General features: G+C 57.2%; 15 protein-coding genes. 1 reads left to right on the top strand and 14 read right to left on the bottom strand.

All coding sequences use genetic code 11. The features are described from left to right. Positions 1 to 64: 64 nt before the first annotated feature. From ACP26L_RS14980 to ACP26L_RS14915, 14 genes are all read right to left on the bottom strand, one after another. Positions 65 to 685, bottom strand: coding sequence for a redox-sensing transcriptional repressor Rex (locus tag ACP26L_RS14980; protein WP_426453627.1), 621 nt, complete (start codon positions 683 to 685; stop codon positions 65 to 67). Beyond that, positions 682 to 3,537, bottom strand: a complete 2,856-nt coding sequence (gene dinG, locus ACP26L_RS14975) for an ATP-dependent DNA helicase DinG (RefSeq protein ID WP_426453625.1) — start codon at positions 3,535 to 3,537, stop codon at positions 682 to 684. Before dinG ends, ACP26L_RS14980 begins: the two co-directional genes overlap by 4 nt. Before the next feature lie 90 nt (positions 3,538 to 3,627). Continuing rightward, positions 3,628 to 4,272, bottom strand: coding sequence for a tetratricopeptide repeat protein (locus ACP26L_RS14970; protein ID WP_426453623.1), 645 nt, complete (start codon positions 4,270 to 4,272; stop codon positions 3,628 to 3,630). Positions 4,273 to 4,342: 70 nt separating this feature from the next. Then, positions 4,343 to 4,726 (bottom strand): aspartate 1-decarboxylase, encoded by a 384-nt coding sequence (panD, locus tag ACP26L_RS14965; RefSeq protein WP_269866632.1) that lies wholly within the window; start codon positions 4,724 to 4,726, stop codon positions 4,343 to 4,345. Between the two features lie 36 nt (positions 4,727 to 4,762). Next, positions 4,763 to 5,629, bottom strand: a complete 867-nt coding sequence (panC, locus tag ACP26L_RS14960; RefSeq protein ID WP_426453621.1) for a pantoate--beta-alanine ligase — start codon at positions 5,627 to 5,629, stop codon at positions 4,763 to 4,765. Between the two features lie 92 nt (positions 5,630 to 5,721). Then, entirely contained in the window at positions 5,722 to 6,648 is a 927-nt protein-coding gene (panB, locus tag ACP26L_RS14955) for a 3-methyl-2-oxobutanoate hydroxymethyltransferase (protein ID WP_426453620.1), read from the bottom strand. A 341-nt stretch (positions 6,649 to 6,989) separates the two neighbouring features. Continuing rightward, positions 6,990 to 7,961, bottom strand: coding sequence for a biotin--[acetyl-CoA-carboxylase] ligase (locus ACP26L_RS14950; RefSeq protein WP_426453618.1), 972 nt, complete (start codon positions 7,959 to 7,961; stop codon positions 6,990 to 6,992). Next, a complete protein-coding gene (locus ACP26L_RS14945; RefSeq protein ID WP_426453616.1) occupies positions 7,958 to 9,280 on the bottom strand; it encodes a CCA tRNA nucleotidyltransferase in 1,323 nt (440 codons plus the stop codon). The genes ACP26L_RS14950 and ACP26L_RS14945 overlap by 4 nt, the downstream gene beginning before the upstream one ends. A gap of 16 nt (positions 9,281 to 9,296) precedes the next feature. Beyond that, positions 9,297 to 10,466, bottom strand: a complete 1,170-nt coding sequence (gene bshA / locus ACP26L_RS14940; protein WP_426453614.1) for an N-acetyl-alpha-D-glucosaminyl L-malate synthase BshA — start codon at positions 10,464 to 10,466, stop codon at positions 9,297 to 9,299. Positions 10,467 to 10,502: 36 nt separating this feature from the next. Next, the gene (gene bshB1 / locus ACP26L_RS14935) at positions 10,503 to 11,201 is read right to left on the bottom strand and encodes a bacillithiol biosynthesis deacetylase BshB1 (protein WP_426454954.1); all 699 of its coding nucleotides are present in this window, start codon (positions 11,199 to 11,201) and stop codon (positions 10,503 to 10,505) included. A gap of 5 nt (positions 11,202 to 11,206) precedes the next feature. Then, positions 11,207 to 11,626, bottom strand: coding sequence for a methylglyoxal synthase (gene mgsA / locus ACP26L_RS14930; protein WP_426454953.1), 420 nt, complete (start codon positions 11,624 to 11,626; stop codon positions 11,207 to 11,209). A gap of 136 nt (positions 11,627 to 11,762) precedes the next feature. After that, positions 11,763 to 12,566, bottom strand: a complete 804-nt coding sequence (gene dapB, locus ACP26L_RS14925; RefSeq protein ID WP_426453612.1) for a 4-hydroxy-tetrahydrodipicolinate reductase — start codon at positions 12,564 to 12,566, stop codon at positions 11,763 to 11,765. A gap of 31 nt (positions 12,567 to 12,597) precedes the next feature. Next, positions 12,598 to 13,122, bottom strand: coding sequence for a tetratricopeptide repeat protein (locus ACP26L_RS14920; RefSeq protein ID WP_426453611.1), 525 nt, complete (start codon positions 13,120 to 13,122; stop codon positions 12,598 to 12,600). 84 nt (positions 13,123 to 13,206) lie between these two features. Then, positions 13,207 to 13,548 carry a nucleotide pyrophosphohydrolase gene (locus tag ACP26L_RS14915; protein WP_426453609.1) on the bottom strand — a complete coding sequence of 114 codons (342 nt, stop codon included), beginning with the start codon at positions 13,546 to 13,548 and terminating at the stop codon, positions 13,207 to 13,209. A 166-nt stretch (positions 13,549 to 13,714) separates the two neighbouring features. On the opposite strand from ACP26L_RS14915, the gene ACP26L_RS14910 reads away from it, so the two are divergent. Continuing rightward, complete coding sequence (locus ACP26L_RS14910; protein WP_426453607.1) at positions 13,715 to 14,581, top strand: YitT family protein; 867 nt, start codon at positions 13,715 to 13,717, stop codon at positions 14,579 to 14,581. The last annotated feature ends 23 nt before the right edge of the window (positions 14,582 to 14,604 follow it).

The raw sequence follows: 14,604 nt of genomic DNA, 5'->3' as shown, positions 1-14,604 counted from the left end.
GAAAAGCCCGGAGCTTGGCTCCAGGCTTTTTTATGTTCACTATATTTACATGGTGTGGTTCAAATTAGTCCAAATAGTAGGCCAGGCTTTGAAGCTCGGTAGTAAAGTCGGCATGGTGCACCCGAACCTCGGTGGGAACCTTTATGATCAGAGGAGCAAAATTTAGAATCGCTTCCACGCCTGCTTCTACGAACCGATCCGCTACCTCCTGGGCTTCTGCCGCCGGCACCGTGATGATCCCGATGCGAACCTTCGCGTCCTGAATGACCTGGTTCAGCTCCGACATCGGTTTCACCTTTAGGTTATTGATCGATTCGCCGATTTTCGCTTCCTGTGCATCGAATACGGCGACAATCTTCATGTTATCCTTCAAGTAAGCGTTATAATTGCAAAGCGCCCTTCCCAGATTCCCCGCGCCCACCAGGGCGACGGGGATCACTTTGTCCAGTTTGAGGATCTGGCGGATCTTCTCGATGAGGTAATCTACATCATAACCGATCCCTTTTTTGCCGAACTCCCCGAAATAAGCGAGATCCTTGCGGATTTGGGCGGGGTTAAGATCCAGCTTTACGCCAAGATCCTGGGAGGAGACAGTCTGTACATTTTTTTTACTGAGCTCACTGAGGAACCTGAGATAGATCGGCAGCCTGCGGACAACCGCTTCCGATATTTTTATCGTCTTCATGCTTCGTTCTCACCCATCCACTGCTTTATTCTTGGCACGAGCTGACCCGAGTTCATATGCTCGATTCTGGGACCCGGGAGCGAGTACAGAAAATACTTGCCGTACTGCGTATCAATCACTCTCGTGTCGTAGATGATCACGATGCCTTTATCGGCCGCGGTCCGCACAAGCCGGCCGAAGCCCTGCTTAAAGCGGATGACCGCCTGGGGTACCGACAGCTTCATGAACGGGTTCATGCCCCGCTGCTTCAGCTTCTCTGTCTTGGCTTCCACGAGAGGGTGATTGGGCGGCTGGAAAGGAAGCCGTACAATCGCCAGGCAGGTCAGGGCATCTCCAGGAATATCGACACCCTCCCAGAAGGAACTCGTACCGAGCAGCACACAGGCTTTGCTGTTTTGAAACAACCGCGTCAGCTTGCTCCGGTTGCTGCTGTCAACGCCCTGTCCGAGCACCGTAATCCCGAAGGAAGCGAGCATATCCTTGAGTCCGGCATGAGCCAGCTTCAGCATCCGGTTGGAAGTGAAGAGCACCAGCATGCGGCCGCGTGTCTGTAGAGCTACTTCCGCCAGCGACGGAATCAGCCGGTCCATGAACTCCTTCTCTCCCGCCGCTCCCTTGAGCGTAGGAAAGTCTCTCGGGATGACAACCAGCGCCTGCTCCCTGTAATTGAATGGAGATGGCAGCAGCACCGTATGAAGCTTCCCATTCTCTTCGGCCTTCTTCAGCCCCAGCTGCTCGCAGGTATAGTCGAAGGACTTACCGACTGACAAGGTGGCCGAAGTGAGAATCACGCTGTCCTTCACGCCGAAGAACTGCGTCTGGAGCATTGAACTCACGTCAATCGGCACAGAAGACAGCTGGAGCGAGCGGTTCTTGTTGTATAATCCGGCTTCCATCCAATACACATAGTTCTCATCCGGCATGGTCATGAAGAAGTGCAGGGCATCTCTCTGCCGGTGCAGCTCTTTGACCGAGCCGCTGAGATCGGTAAGAACACCCTGCACGTCGTAATCGTCCTGTACTTCTTTGATGTCCGAGACCAGGCGTTCCACTTTTTTCAGCGTATCGTTGAACAGAAGCATGATATTTTCTTCCGTCACCATCAGCTTCTCCCAGCCCGACGGCAGACTTTCTTTGCGCAGACGGAACACCAGTGCATTCCCTTCGCTCTGCTGAGATGGATCGCTGCGGGAGACTAGTAACTGGTAAAGAAGCTCGGAGAGGTTCTCCCACTCTTCCTTCAGAAGCAGCAGCTTCTCTACTGCCTCGTCAATCAGCGTGCACCAGGCCTTCGCCTTCTCGTCTTCATGACGCTGAAGTCTGAATCGCAGTGAGGAAAGCTGTCCGGCCCGGCTGTCCTTGTAGAGCCAGAAGATGGCGTTAGCAAGCCCATGATAATGCAGCTCAATGCCCAGATGCTTCCCTGCGACATCCTCAAAATGGTGGGCCTCGTCTATTACAAGATGCTTGTATGCCGGCAGCAGACGATTCTCCGCCTTGGTATCTGTGAACAAGAGAGAGTGGTTCGTTATAATTACATCAGCCGAGCTCGCCTCATGTCTAGCCCGGTGATAGAAGCATCGCTTAAACCAGGGGCATGCGCGGTTCAGGCAGGATTCTGTATCGCTTTCGACCGAATGCCAGAATTGGCGTCCCCGCCCAACAAAATGCAGCTCTTCCTCATCTCCGTGCTTCGTCTCTCCAAGCCACACCAGCATTTGCCCTGCGGTCACGCGGTCTTCTTTGCCGTGCTCGAAATCCATCAAATTCATCTTCTGTTCGAATTTGCGGAGACAGAGATAGTGGCTTCTTCCCTTTAGAACGGAAGCTTCGAAGCCGATTGGAAAGAGCTCATGCAGCAGCGGAACATCCCGTTCCCTCAGCTGCTCCTGCAGGTTAATCGTGTGGGTGGAGATCACCACCTTCTCGTCGTGCTTGATCCCGTAATAGAGGGATGGGATCAAATACCCCAGCGACTTGCCTGTACCGGTCCCCGCTTCAATGATAAGGTGGCGCTCCTGCTCGAACGCCTGCTCCACTTCATTGATCATCTGAACCTGCGCCTCGCGTTCCTCATAGGCCGCGAACTTCGTCTTCAGCGCCGTGCGGAGACCTTCATAGAAATCCCCGAAGTCATCGGGCAGCTGCCGGACTTCCTCCGGTGTGCGAACCGGCTCTTCATCGCCCCACTCCTGCACGTTCAGCGCAAATTGCCTGAAATAGCGGTCAGCATCGGGATCAAGCGGCGAATGAAGCTCTTTGTACTGCAGCATCTCCTGGACAAACCATCCGAAATCGCTTGCGGAATCGGCGAACACCATCTCCATGCGCTGAAGCGTCATCAGAGGAAGCCCTTGAAATCGATCGATGCAGCGGCTCCACAGGGCTGCGGTCACTTCGGCATCGCTGTCGGCCTGGTGCGGACGTTCGTGGACAATCCCCAGCGCCTGGCAGGCCATCGAGAGCTGAAGCGATCCAAGTCCGGGGAAGAGAACGCGAAGGGCATCCATCGTGTCCAGTACACGGCCATCGAACGGAAAGTACCCCGTTTCGTCAAGTGCCCGCTGCAGGAATGCCAGGTCAAAAGCAATATTATGTCCGACAAGGACCGATTCTTCGAGTAAAGGCACCATCTCCGCCATTACGGTATCCAGCGAAGGCGCTTCCTTCACCATCTCATCCGTAATACCGGTAAGTGCCGTTATAGCAGAAGGTATACTTACGCCCGGGTTGACGAGAGAAGTATACCTGTCCGTGATGTCTTGATCATTTATAATAAAGAGCCCGACTTGGATTATGCGATCCGCAGTCGTGCTCCCGGTCGTTTCAAAATCCAGAACTGCAAATTTCATACGTGCTGTGTCAATCCCTTCATTCCACTACTCTCCCCTTAAGCATACCAATCTTGCGTTCAAAAGGGAATAGCAATCTTGGCCATGCTCTTATGAAAGCGGTTCGCGGGATGGGGAAATCTCAAACTGCAGGCCGCCGTTTCCTTCACTGCAAACGCCCAGCTCAAGCAGAGGCTGAACGCTTGACGGATCGGTGCGGTAAGCCAAATTGAAAAACTCACAGGCCTTATCCAAATTTTGCTGCTGCGCCTGGATGCAGCCCATCGCATTGTAAGAAATCGCCTTAATTTGCAGATTCTCGGTAAGCTGGGATAAAAAATGAAACTGGGTGTAGCTCTCGGTCATTTCCCCTTTGCGGAGATGCGACATCGCAAGATAGATACGGGCCAGAGTAAAATCAGGCTGCAGGCGGACCAGTTCACGAAATTCAGCAATGGCCTCATCGAACATATGCAGCTTGTAAAAACCCTGCCCGCGGATGAACAGCTCGGTTCGTTTGCCGGCCACCTCCGGATCCGAGGGGTCGCTGCCGCTGAGCGTCATGCCGGCCGCGCGCATCCCCTGACCCATCGTCTCTTCGAACTGCAGCCACTCTTCAATGCATGCGTCGCTCATGGCTTTCAGCGCGCGGAGCTTTTCCTGCAGCTCTCTGCGTTTGACACCGGTAGAGGACGGGTAGTCCGCCAAGACTTCGCCCAGCATCTCGTTCATAGAAGCAAAAAGATGTTTGAACACGGCTGATCCCACCTTACGCTTCGTCTACTGTAGTTACATTGTGCGTCTACCCGTCACGTTTCATGCAGGACTACAAAACCGTGGAATGAATTTCTTCCTTAAGCACGCTGACTACGCGGTTGTTCTCGCCCATGATGGCAATCTGAGGCACGTGTTTGCGCGCTTCCTCATCGGAGAGCATGACATACGAGAGAATAATGACCGTGTCGCCGGGATGCACGAGGCGGGCAGCCGCCCCGTTCAGACAGACGACGCCGGAGCCGCGGGGGCCCGGAATGATATAGGTTTCGAAGCGTGCTCCGTTGTTATTATTGACAATCTGCACCTTCTCGTTCGGAAGCATGTCAATCAGGTCCAGCAGATCGGAATCAATGGTGATGCTGCCGACATAATTCAGATTGGCTTCCGTTACCGTAGCGCGGTGGATTTTGGACTTCAGCATAGTACGAAACATGGATGAATCGCCTCCTGGAATGTATGGCTTCCGATCTTACCGGATGTTCAATATCCGGTTGTCAATCAGGCGCGTGCGGCCGAACCGCACGGCGAGAGCCGTAATAATGCGCTGCCCCGCTTCAAGGGTCGCAAAAGGCTCGAGTGCAGGGTACGTAAGCACTTCCGCATAGTCGATGTCGGCCAGCGCGGATTTCCCGATCTCCTGGCGTATGACTCGGGTAAGCTCAGCCGCAGTGGCCTCTCTGCCCCGCTCCTCGATGAACCGCTCCGCGGCGTTCAGCGCGGCTGACAGAACAAGTGCCTGCCGGCGCTCTTCTTCGTTCAGATACACGTTACGGGAGCTAAGCGCCAGCCCGTCCGCTTCCCTGACGATCGGACAAGGAACAATCGTTACGGGCATGTTGAGATCGTGCACCATTTGCTCGATGACCGCGACCTGCTGCGCATCCTTCAGCCCGAAGTAAGCACGGTCCGGCTGCACGATGTTGAATAGCTTCGTTACCACGGTAGACACGCCGTCAAAATGGCCGGGACGCGAGGCGCCGCAGAGGCCCTCGGAGACGCCGGAGACCGAGACGATGGTCTTGGTCGGCGACGGATACATCTCCTCTACCTGCGGGAAGAAGACCAAGTCCACCCCAGCTTTCCCTGCGATCTCCAAATCCCGCTGCTCATCCCGCGGATAGCGCTCGAAATCCTCATTGGGGCCGAACTGCAACGGATTAACGAAGATGCTCAGCACCACGAGATCGCATTCTCTGCGGGCGGCTTCCATCAGGGAAGCATGCCCCCGGTGAAGAAAGCCCATTGTTGGTACGAACCCGACCGTCAGGCCCGGGTTCTCTGCCTTTTTATCCTTTAGAAGCTGGCGCAGCTGATGTATCTGATTAACGGTTTCCATATGCAGCCTGCTCCGTTCCTGGGTTTTATCGGAGCTGCCTCCTGCCGGGTATGGGCGGGAAGCAGCGTCCATTTGCATTGAACCGGCGCTCTTTACTTGACAGGGACCTTTTCCGGTTCCCTCAAGGTCTTCTGCTCTACCGCCGGACGGAAGTCCGGGCCGGGGTTCCCGCTGCTCCCATAGAGGGAAGCCGCCGCTTCGTCGTCCATATGGAACGAATGCTCCGGACCCGGGAAGCTGCGGTCCTTCACCTCTTCCACATACTGGCGGATGCTCGAGCGGATGATCTCTCCGATATTCGCGTAAGGCTTGACAAAGCGCTTGGGATGCGATTCCTCCCCATAGCCGAGTACATCGTGGAAGACAAGCACCTGCCCGTCACAGGCTGCACCCGCCCCAATCCCGATGGTCGGAATCGCAAGCTTCTCCGTCACCAGAGCGGCCAGCTGATCGGTTACCAGCTCAAGTACAATCGAGAAGGCACCGGCCTCCTGCAGCGCAAGCGCATCGTCGATCAGCTTCTGGGCCTGGGACGAGGTCTTCCCCTGCACCTTGAAGCCGCCGATCTGATGGATGGACTGCGGCGTAAGCCCGATATGTCCCATCACCGGGATGCCGGCCTGCACAAGCGCGCGCACGGCAGGGGCGATCTCCGCGCCTCCCTCAAGCTTGACGGCTTTGGCCAGCCCCTCCTGCATGAGTCTGGCCGCGTGGGCCAGTGTGGCATCCAGACTGCCGTGGTACGTCATGAAGGGCAGATCCGCAACCACGAAGCTGGAGCGGGCCGCACGGGTTACCGCTTTGGTGTGGTACACCATGTCGTCGAGTGTCACGGGAATCGTCGATTCGTAACCGAGAACAACATTCCCGAGCGAATCGCCGACCAGGATGACGTCCACTCCCGCCTGATCCGCCAGCAGAGCCGAAGGGTAGTCATAAGCGGTAATGACGCTGATCGGCGTTCCGTCACTCTTCATCTTCTGCAGCTTGGCTGTTGTTACCGGTTTGCGGTTGGACAAGGTAAGCACCTCCGAGGTTGACGGGCCTGAACGTTCCGGAGAACCAGATCCGGCCTCCTTACCGTCCCTGCCTGTCTGATAAAAGTAGTATGGCACAAAGCAAAAAAACCTTCCGGCCGGGTATCGAAAAGAAGATACCGAGGCGAAAGGTTCACATGTTGAACTTGTCATATGATCCTTCTGTCTCGGTCCCCGCAGGGCTCAGAGCAGAATCCGACATATTGCTGGCTGATGCTATGAAGTTTAGGAATTAAGGAACATAAGCTCCAACATGCGTGAAGTGCAGCTCCTTACGGATACCGCCTTCATTACCTTAATTATACCAAAACGGACGCTGGATGTCACCTAAATTCGACATCGCCGGAGATCAGTCTCCGCTGGGTGCCGTCGGGAAGCCGCAGGAGCAGCGCCCCAAAGTCATCGATCCCTTCGCCATAGCCTTCTACGAAGCCCTGTGGCGTACGGCAGCGGATCGTCCGGTGCAGCGAGACGGTCAGCGCCTCCCACAGCAGCTTGACCGGGCCGAAGCCCTGCTCGAGATACAGCTTGTACAGCTGCTCCCACTCCAGGAGGAACCGGCACAGCAGCTGGGTCCGGTCGATGGTTCGGCCCGCCTCCAGTGCAAGCGAGGTGGCCGCTGCCCGGAGCTCTTCCGGATAATCCTCTTCCATGAGATTCACGCTGATGCCCACACCCGCAATAATGTGCTGCAGGCTTGCATCCTCTGCACGGGATTCCAGGAGAATTCCGGAAATTTTGCGTCCTCCGACGAGCAGGTCATTAGGCCACTTGATACCGGCTTCAACGCCGGTCTCGGCACGGACCGCCCGGCACAGGGCCACGGCGACCAGCAGCGTCAGCTGCGGAGTGCAGGAGATCGGCAGGCCCGCAGGCTTTAGCACAAGGCTCATCCACAGCCCCTTGCCTTTTGGCGAGATCCAGGGCCTGCCCTGCCTGCCCCGGCCGGCCGTCTGCTGCTCAGCCAGAATCAAGGTCCCTTCAGGCGCTCCTTCGGCGAGGAGGGCCAAAGCGGTCGTCTGCGTCGATTCCACCTCCTGGTGGTAGTGAATGCGCCGGCCGAACAGCCCGGTCTGCAGACGCGACACCAATGCGGCGGGATCCAGCCTGTCCGGTTTGCCGATCAGGCGGTACCCTTTGCGGGGTACGGCTTCAAACGTATAGCCCTCCTCGCGCAGCTTCTCAATTCGCTTCCACACGGCGGTACGGGAGATCCCCAGCTTCTCGCTGAGCTCCTCGCCCGACAAAAAAGCCCCCTGGGATGCTTCAAACAGCTCCACCAATCGCTCTGTCATGCGTGTTCCTTCTTCTGTACAGTTTCGTATAGCTCCATTGCAGCGGTCAGCAGGGTGTCTCTATCGTTGGACAGACGTCCAAGGGCCGTCTCCTCCAGGAGCCGGCTCAGCAGCAGGCCCGTCCAGGGACCCGGCTTATCGCCCAGATGACGAACGAGATCCTGCCCGCTTACCTGGAGCTCCTTCAGGCTTCCCGCCGGCACGGCTTCCAGCCAGGCGGGGCCGCTCAAGATCCAGGCATCGAGCGCGGCTTCCCCAGCCGCCCGGGCTTCATCCATGATCTCAAGGGAGCGCAGCCCCAGCAGCCGGTGCCCATCCAGGGCATACAAGCGCCTCAGCCGCAGAAGTGCATCCGCTCCGTACCGGAGCAGGGCGCGGATCCATGCCTCCCTGGCATTCCCGCCTGATGCGCCGCCCGCCGCTGAAGCGGACAGTTCCCGGTGGGCCCCTGCTGTCCTGGAAGCCGCATCCTGCTGCGCATTCGAGAACGTAAGCCGCTTCAGATCCTCTGTGATCGCAGACGCCTCCAGTCCCAGGCGGAGGTACAAGTATACCAGGCGTTCATCCGCCGAGGGAATCGCGAGCAGATCGGGCCATGACTCCGACGGAATACCGTCGAGCTTCGCGAGTTCAATATCGGTCTTCGTATGCCGGAGCGCACTGCTTCCTGCAAGCAGCTCGAGCGCCCGGTTCGGATCGGCGCCGCCCAGCATCCGCTCGAGCTCCGCACGGCAGCGCTCCATCGCAATATGCTGCAGCAGTCCGACGCATGCCTGAAGGGCGGCCCATGTCTTCTCCTCGATCCGCAGGCCGTACTCCGACGCGAAGCGGAGACAGCGCAGCATCCGCAGCGCATCCTCGCGGAACCGCTCTTCCGCTGCACCCACACACCGAAGCAGCCTTTCGTTCATGTCCGTCATGCCGCCGAAGGGATCGACCAGCCCGCCCTCGGCATTCAGTGCCATGGCATTCATCGTAAAGTCACGGCGCTTCAGATCCTCCAGGAGCGAATCGATGTATTCCACCTCCGCAGGCCGCCGGAACCCCTCGTAGTCCCCTTCCCTGCGGAAGGTGGTCACTTCGTAAGGCACGCGGTTCACGACAACGGTCACCGTGCCGTGCTGCAGCCCGGTCGGGACCGTCCGTTCGAACAGAGCTTGGACTTGCTCCGGCCGAGCGGAGGTTGCTATGTCATAGTCCTTCACCGTCCGTCCCAGCATCTCGTCACGGACACAGCCGCCGACCAGATACGCCTGGAAGCCGTGCTCGTTCAGCCTTCTTACGATCGCCAGGGCAGCAGATTTCATTTGTGTGCTCATCGGTGTGCACGCTTTCTCAGCATTCGAGCGGCTTCTTCCGGATGTCCTCCGTCAGCGGCCGTCCGAGCACCCGGTAGTAGATCTCTTCGTACTGACGGGTTATGACGTCGTTACAGAACGTATACCGGGCCCGGTGAAGGCAAGCTTCCCGAAGCTGTGCGGCGTGGGCATCATCCGTCAGGACCTTCCGGGCATACTCCGCCATGGCATCCACGTCACCGATCTCGGCCAGATAGCCGGTTTCCCCATGCGTGATCAACTCGGGAATCCCGCCCGCATTGGATGCCACGGTAGGCACGCCGCAAGCCATGGCTTCGAGTGCTACGAGCCCGAAGCTTTCCTTCTCCGACGGCAGCAGCATGAGATCCGCCAGGGAGAGCAGCTGCGCCACGTCATCCTGTTTGCCGCAGAAGGTCACGCGGTCGAGCAGGCCTTTTTCCTTCACTTTGCACAGCACCTTGGAGAGCTCCGGCCCTTCGCCGACGAACAGCAGCCGGGCCGGCACGTCCTTCCTCACGCGGTCGAAGATCTCTACCACGTCCGTTACCCGCTTCACCGGACGGAAATTCGAGATGTGAATCAGAATCTTTTCGTCCGGATGAGCAAACTCCTTGCGCAGGGACGCCACTTCGCGCGGATAGTACACCCGCTTGTCCACAAAATTGTAGGCAAGGTCGATCTCCTTCGTGATGCCCAGCAGGCTGCGCGTCTCGTTGATGAGATCCTTGGAGACGGCCGTAACCGCATCGCTGCCGTTAATGGCATAGCCGATGAGATCGCTAAGCGATTCATCCTGCGCAAGAACCGTAATGTCCGTTCCATGCAGGGTTGTGACCACCTTGAGCTGGTCGCCGACCATCTGCTTGGCCAGCAGGGCGCAGACGGCATGGGGAATCGCATAATGCACATGGAGCAGATCGAGCCCCTGCAGCTTGACCACCTGGGCCAGCTTGCTGGCCAGGGAGAGGTCGTACGGCGGATATTTGAACACGTAATAGTCGTTGACTTCGACTTCGTGATAGAAGATATTGCGGTCGAATTTCCCCAGGCGGAAAGGCATGCTGTGCGTTATAAAATGAACCTCATGCCCCTTCTCTGCGAGCAGCTTGCCGAGTTCCGTCGCTACGACGCCAGAGCCCCCCAGAGTAGGATAACAGGTAATTCCGATTTTCAGCCGGTCCTTCACGGCATACGCCCCCCTCTGTAATCGCTGAGTTCGTGTTTACAACAAGTCCGCCAGATAAGGCAGCCTGCTCATGAACCCTTCCGCAAAAGCGACCGATCGCTTCTGCCCAAGAAGAGCGTCTCTGGCCTCCACCCGCTCCAGATAGTTCTGGTTAAGCGGAGTCGCCACATAATCATTGCCCGCCCCTGCCGCTTCAAACTGGGAGCGGTAGGCACGCAGCGATTCGCGTTTGCTCTCGTAGACGCTGGTGATATCCACCATCACATCCGGATTCACCACGTCGTTGATAAAATAAAAATAACAGTCCTTCACGGCATGCGCCTCGGTCTCCGGTAAATACCGGCGGAGCTTGGCGTTGAACACCGCCTCCTGCACGAGCCGGGAACAGGCGATATGATCCGGGTGCCGGTCCTCCCAGTAAGGCGCGAAGACGACGCGGGGCTTCCAGCGGCGGATTTCCTGCACGATCGGGTTCACGAGCTCCGCCCGCAGCTCCAGCCCGCGGTCCGGCAGCCCGAGATTGCTCCGGACCACGATACCGAGACTCTGTGAAGCCGCCTCAGCCTCCGCCTGCCGGATCTCGACCGTACCGTTGGAGGACATCTCGGCCCGGGTCAGATCGCAGATCCCGACACGTTGACCCTCCTTCGTGTGCTTGGCAATCGTGCCACCCATCCCGATCTCCGCATCGTCCGGATGCGCACCGAAGATCAACAAGTCCAGCGTGTCGTTCATGGTGCTCATTCTTCGATCCCCGGCTTGTACTTATGTACCAGCTCTCTCCAGCCGAAGTCGCCCCGGTCGAGCGCCTTCACCAGAATTTCGGCTGTAGCGATATTCGTGGCGCACGGAATACCCTGAACGTCGCACAGACGGAGCAGCGCGATGATATCCGGCTCGTGCGGCTGAGCCATCAGGGGATCGCGCAGGAAGATGATGAGATCCATTTCATTGGTGGCCACAAGCGCCCCGATCTGCTGGTCCCCGCCGAGCGGGCCCGACATAAACCGGTGGATATTCAGCTGGGTTCTCTCCATGATGCGGGTGCCCGTCGTTCCCGTGGCGTACAGCTCATGGTTCTGGAATACCGTCTCATAGGCGGTTACAAAATTCACCATCTCATCTTTCTTGCGGTCATGCGCGATCAATGCAATTTTCATACTCATTTTCTTGTCGTGCTCCTCTCCGAGTTCGCAGCCTGCTTCTCATCTGCTCCATATGCCTGCACTTCCTGCCTACAAAACGAGGACACCGGAGAGAAAGCCTGTTTGGGCCCCTCCCATGTCCTCCTGCAGGCTAGTCCATGTAATGCTCAAAACCGTACACCAGCCCGGTATGGGTCATGACCTTCTTGACAGCCGCGTTCACGCCGGGCATGTAGCCTGCCCGGTCATAGGAGTCGTGCCTGATCTTCAGCGTTTGGCCGAAGGCGCCGAACACGACTTCCTGCTGGGCGAAGACCCCCGGAAGCCTTACACTATGTATGCGAAACCCGTTGTAATAACCGCCGCGGGAGCCTTCGATGGTTTCTTCCTCGTCCGGGTTGCCCTGACGGAGCTCCTGTCTGGCTTCAGAGATGAGCTCCGCCGTCTTGATGGCCGTCCCCGATGGGGCGTCGAGCTTTTGGTCTCCGTGATACTCGATAATTTCAAGGTGAGGCATATACTTTGCCGCCTCGGCGGCAAATTTCATCATAAGGATGGCACCGATCGAGAAGTTCGGGGCGATCAGTCCGCCGATGCCCTTCTCCCTGCACAGCTTATCCAGCTCCGCGATCTCTTCCGGGGTGAATCCCGTCGTGCCCATGACAGGACGGACGCCGTATTCAATCGCAAGCCTTGTATTCCCCGCAGCCAAATGAGGTGTCGTAAAGTCGACGAGCACATCAGGCCGGGTCTCGGCAAGCACGGCTTCCAGATTACCCTTTACTTCCACACCGCAGGTGTCAAGCCCTACCATGCGGCCTGCATCCTGCCCTGCCGCAGACCGGGCGACAGCCGCCGCCAGCTTCAGAGAAGGGTCGCCCAGCACCATCTTGACCACTTCGCGACCCATCCGTCCGCTGGCTCCGGCTACCGCTACCGTTATGATTTCATTCATGAGAGTTCTCGTTCCTTTCGGCCTGCCCCCCTCACGGGGATGCGTTCTTCATATATTGTTTCCATTTTTGCTCATAGTCTGCGTACAGCCTCCGGCCGATTGCATGCTGGGGATCCAGCTTCAGCAGCTCCTTCAAACTCCGGAGTGCCTGTGCGAATTCGCCCAGCCGGTGATAAGCCATGCCGAGCAGCAGAAACCCTTCCAAGGACAGCGGATCCAGCTCCACCGCCTGCTTCAGCAGCTCCACCGCCAGCCAAAGACGCTCCTCCGGCTCATCAAACAGCTTCTCTGCGGTGAAGAGCAGCCTTTTGGCCTGCAGGTGCTGCAGATGGAAGGTATAGTGCTCGTCACGGCCGTCCAGGTCCACCGCCTGCTGCGCGTGCTCAATCGCTTTCTCCAGCTTGTTGCTTCTGGCATACGTAATCGACAGCTTATAATGATAAGCGGCATTATCGGGATCCAGCGTGATGGCCTGTTCGAACCATGCGACCGCCTGCTCGAAGTCATGCCTCAGAATCGATTCGTATGCCTTACGAATCGCCGTTTCGCCGTCCATCCGCCCTCTCCTCTCACAAGGGGTACCCGCCTCGTCCGAATCTGCCCGGAGCTTCGGGTCAAGGGGGGATGGTACAGCATATGATCAGGCTTCAGGTTCGGTGTTGATTTTCGTCCAGCGATTGGCATCCCGGGTGCGGAATTTGTGCATCACCTTGTCGTGCGCTTCGCTGAGGTCAATCCCAAGGGAGTTGGCAAAGCAGATCGTAATGAATAGGATGTCGCCGAGCTCCAATTCGATGGAGTTGTCCTCCTCATCCGGCTTCTTCGGCTTCTCTCCGAACCGGTGATTGACCTCACGGGCTAGCTCCCCGACTTCTTCCGACATACGTGCCAGCATGGTAAGGGGCTGGAAGTACCCTTCTTTAAACTGTGATATGTATTCGTGGACCTCGCCCTGGAGGTCTTTCAGTGTCTTCTCGGACATGTGGAGAACCGTCACCAGCCTTATTCCGTTGTCGCTGCCCGCTTCTGGCGGACATCAGTACCATGTTAACGCAAAAGAAGGGCGGATGACAAATGATTTTTGCTATAATAGGGTAATCTCTATGTAGGTCCGGTATCCGTACCGGCCATTCTTTGGGAGGTTCGTTATGGCACAAGTCCAATCGCTGCTCAAATCCATCGTTCCCATTTTATTCGGAACGGCCATCTATGCCTTCGGTCTTCATTATTTCGTCATCTCCAACGAGCTGATGGAAGGCGGCGTTACCGGCATCGCGCTGCTGCTCAACTACATCTTCGGCCTTAAGCCTTCGGTTTCTACCCTGCTCCTCAATGTCCCGCTCTTCTTCATTGGCTGGAGGTTTCTCGGCCGTGCTCCGATGCTCTTTACGATCGTCGGCACGATGGCGGTCTCGTTCTTTCTTTGGGTGATGGAAGTGCTGATCTCCGCCGGCTGGCTCGTCCCGTTCAAGACGGAGCATGATCTCTTCCTTGTGTCCGCTTATGCTGGAGTCACCCTTGGGACGGGTCTCGGCATCGTGTTCCGCTATGGAGGAACCACCGGGGGAGCCGATATCGCAGCACGGATCGCCAACAAATGGAAAGGTGTGAGTATCGGCCGGACCATCCTTATGATCGATGTGGTGGTCATCGGTCTCTCCGTCTTCTTTTTGCCTGTCGAGAAGATCCTCTATACCTTCGTAGCCGTCTTCATCGCATCCAAACTGATCGACGTGCTCATTGAAGGTTCGTATGCGACCCAGGCGTTCACCATCATCTCCAATCGGTCTGAAGAAGTGGCCGCTGTGATCACGAAGGAGCTTGACCGGGGGGCTACCATTTTCCCCGCCTTCGGCGCTTACTCGAACCAGCCGAAGAACGTGATCTACTGTGTGGTATCCAGAATCGAAATGAAAAGGCTTAAAGACCTTGTCCACTCGATCGATCCCCTCGCGTTTCTGATCATCACGAAGGTCCACGACGTTGTGGGCGAAGGCTTTAAGCCTAACGGATAACGCTCCATGTTCAAGCTGCCGGG

Source organism: Paenibacillus sp. S-38 (genome assembly GCF_049942825.1).
In the GTDB taxonomy this organism is placed as follows: Bacteria; Bacillota; Bacilli; order Paenibacillales; family NBRC-103111; genus Paenibacillus_G.
Note: the sequence above shows the minus strand (reverse complement) of the source record. Positions and strands in the feature narration are given on the sequence as shown.

What these genes read in the sequence shown, in the direction of transcription:
- ACP26L_RS14980 (WP_426453627.1), bottom strand. Translation starts at nt 685, where the DNA reads ATGAAGACGATAAAAATATCGGAAGCGGTTGTCCGCAGGCTGCCGATC.
- dinG (WP_426453625.1), bottom strand. Translation starts at nt 3,537, where the DNA reads ATGAAATTTGCAGTTCTGGATTTTGAAACGACCGGGAGCACGACTGCG.
- panD (WP_269866632.1), bottom strand. Translation starts at nt 4,726, where the DNA reads ATGTTTCGTACTATGCTGAAGTCCAAAATCCACCGCGCTACGGTAACG.
- panC (WP_426453621.1), bottom strand. Translation starts at nt 5,629, where the DNA reads ATGGAAACCGTTAATCAGATACATCAGCTGCGCCAGCTTCTAAAGGAT.
- ACP26L_RS14950 (WP_426453618.1), bottom strand. Translation starts at nt 7,961, where the DNA reads ATGACAGAGCGATTGGTGGAGCTGTTTGAAGCATCCCAGGGGGCTTTT.
- ACP26L_RS14945 (WP_426453616.1), bottom strand. Translation starts at nt 9,280, where the DNA reads ATGAGCACACAAATGAAATCTGCTGCCCTGGCGATCGTAAGAAGGCTG.
- bshB1 (WP_426454954.1), bottom strand. Translation starts at nt 11,201, where the DNA reads ATGAACGACACGCTGGACTTGTTGATCTTCGGTGCGCATCCGGACGAT.
- mgsA (WP_426454953.1), bottom strand. Translation starts at nt 11,626, where the DNA reads ATGAAAATTGCATTGATCGCGCATGACCGCAAGAAAGATGAGATGGTG.
- dapB (WP_426453612.1), bottom strand. Translation starts at nt 12,566, where the DNA reads ATGAATGAAATCATAACGGTAGCGGTAGCCGGAGCCAGCGGACGGATG.
- ACP26L_RS14920 (WP_426453611.1), bottom strand. Translation starts at nt 13,122, where the DNA reads ATGGACGGCGAAACGGCGATTCGTAAGGCATACGAATCGATTCTGAGG.
- ACP26L_RS14915 (WP_426453609.1), bottom strand. Translation starts at nt 13,548, where the DNA reads ATGTCCGAGAAGACACTGAAAGACCTCCAGGGCGAGGTCCACGAATAC.
- ACP26L_RS14910 (WP_426453607.1), top strand. Translation starts at nt 13,715, where the DNA reads ATGGCACAAGTCCAATCGCTGCTCAAATCCATCGTTCCCATTTTATTC.